Source organism: Canicola haemoglobinophilus, assembly GCF_002015075.1.
In the GTDB taxonomy this organism is placed as follows: Bacteria; Pseudomonadota; Gammaproteobacteria; order Enterobacterales; family Pasteurellaceae; genus Canicola; species Canicola haemoglobinophilus.
Map to the genome: position 1 here is coordinate 1 of NZ_MUXZ01000063.1, position 1,929 is coordinate 1,929.

A 1,929-nucleotide genomic window follows, 5' to 3' on the forward strand; every position below is an offset into this window, starting at 1 on the left:
GAGAGTTGGTGTTGGGTGAAGTTAAACCAATTGGGAGAAATTGTTGGTGGCGGAACACCAAAAACAGATAATGATACTAATTGGTCAAATGGAAATATTGCTTGGATTACACCTGCGGATATGAAGAATGTGAAAGGTAAATATATTTCTCATGGGGAAAGATATATTACCTTAGAAGGATTAAACTCATCATCGACAAGAATGTTATCTGCAAGCTCTATTGTTTATTCAAGTAGGGCTCCTATTGGATATATTGCAATAACTAATAATACCCTTTGTACGAACCAAGGGTTTAAATCTATTGATTTATATAATAAAAGTATTGTTGATTATTTATATTATGGATTAATTTATTTTACGCCATTAATTCAAAGTCGAGCATCAGGAACAACATTTAAAGAGATCTCTGGGGCTGATCTTGGAAAAATACTAATACCTATCCCCCCACTCTCCGAACAAAAACGCATTGTGGCAAAAATTGAACAACTATTCTTATCTTTAGAGAATTTAGGTTAACTTTAAATTATCTAATTTCATAATCTACTTATCATAATGATTTTTAACTCAATAAGGAAAATCAGTATGATTACTTCATTTCAACGCCATCTTTTAAACCAAAACCTTGCAAAAAATACACTTTCTGTTTATCTATTTGCCATAAAACAATATCAAATGCTTTATCCAGAAATTAATAAAGCAAATCTTAAACAATATAAGGTTTATTTAATTGAGCATTATAAACCTCAAACAGTTAATTTAAGATTGAGAGCAATAAATTGTTATTTGGAATTTATAAAAAAAGAAAAATGGAAAATGTCTTTCGTTAAAGTACAGCAAAAGCCTTTTCTTGAAAATGTGATTAGTGAGGCTGATTACGACTACTTTAAACAAAGATTGAAAGCGGATAATGAGCTATTTTGGTATTTTGTTATTCGTTTTATGGCAGCTACAGGAGCAAGGGTGAGTGAGCTTATTCAAATAAAATGTGAGCATATTAAAACAGGTTATATAGATCTTTATTCAAAAGGTGGAAAATTACGCCGTATTTATATTCCAGAAAGTTTACAGAAATCTTGTTTAGAATGGTTAAAATCAATGAATAGAGAATATGGATTTATTTTTCTTAACCGTTATGGAGAAAGAATTACAACCCGAGGAATAGCAAGCCAATTAAAAATATTAGCCAAACGTTATCAAATTGATCCTAAAGTTGTATATCCGCATTCATTTAGGCATAGATTTGCAAAAAGTTTCTTGGAACGTTTTAATGATCTTGCTTTTCTAGCCGATTTAATGGGACACGAAAGTATCGAGACAACGAGAATATATTTACGCAGAACAAGTACTGAACAGCAAGCCATCGTAAATAAAGTGATTGATTGGTAGAAAATTAGGGCGGGTTTATCGCCCTATATTTTATTTAGTCAGGTTTTCTAAAGAGAAAAATAAAATTTCAATTTTTGAGACAATTCTTTGTTGTTCCTCTAATGGAGGAATAGGAATCATAAAATTATTAATATCGACCATAGAGATATTATCATTTGTTGAGTTTTTTATTGAGTTTATTTTTTCTTTTGTTGATGGCGATTTTATGACCACATCGAGGTATTCTGGTAATATCAATAAACTTCTAATACAGGCAACCCGCTGATTAATTAAAATTTTATCTTCTGGCAGAACATGAACTAAAATACTTTTTCCTACAGTGCCCCCAGTCATGGCAATAAGAATATCACTATGATATAGCAAATATTTTTCTAGATAATCCTCATATTGATATCTTACATTTGAACCTAATAAAATTTCTTTATCATTAAAATCAGAAATCCTAATTATTAAAGTTCCTGTGTTCATTAGTTTTTCACTTTTAAAAGCATATCCTCCGAAAGTCATAGCGATCTCTCCCAATCTCACCCAACACCAACTCTC

Annotated in this window: 3 protein-coding genes; 2 read left to right on the forward strand and 1 reads right to left on the reverse strand. The window is 30.6% G+C overall.

The window, feature by feature from the left end; genetic code table 11:
* Window positions 1–516 (forward strand): restriction endonuclease subunit S (locus tag B0186_RS11060; protein WP_235817234.1); only part of this gene is annotated, 516 nt, incomplete at its 5' end.
* Between the two features lie 66 nt (window positions 517–582).
* Window positions 583–1,386: a tyrosine-type recombinase/integrase gene (locus B0186_RS11065; RefSeq protein WP_078219485.1), complete on the forward strand. Its 804-nt coding sequence runs from the start codon at window positions 583–585 to the stop codon at window positions 1,384–1,386.
* A gap of 30 nt (window positions 1,387–1,416) precedes the next feature.
* On the opposite strand, the gene B0186_RS11070 is transcribed toward B0186_RS11065, so the two are convergent.
* Window positions 1,417–1,929, reverse strand: a 513-nt coding sequence (locus B0186_RS11070) for a restriction endonuclease subunit S (RefSeq protein ID WP_211272449.1), incomplete at its 5' end; no start/stop codon positions are given.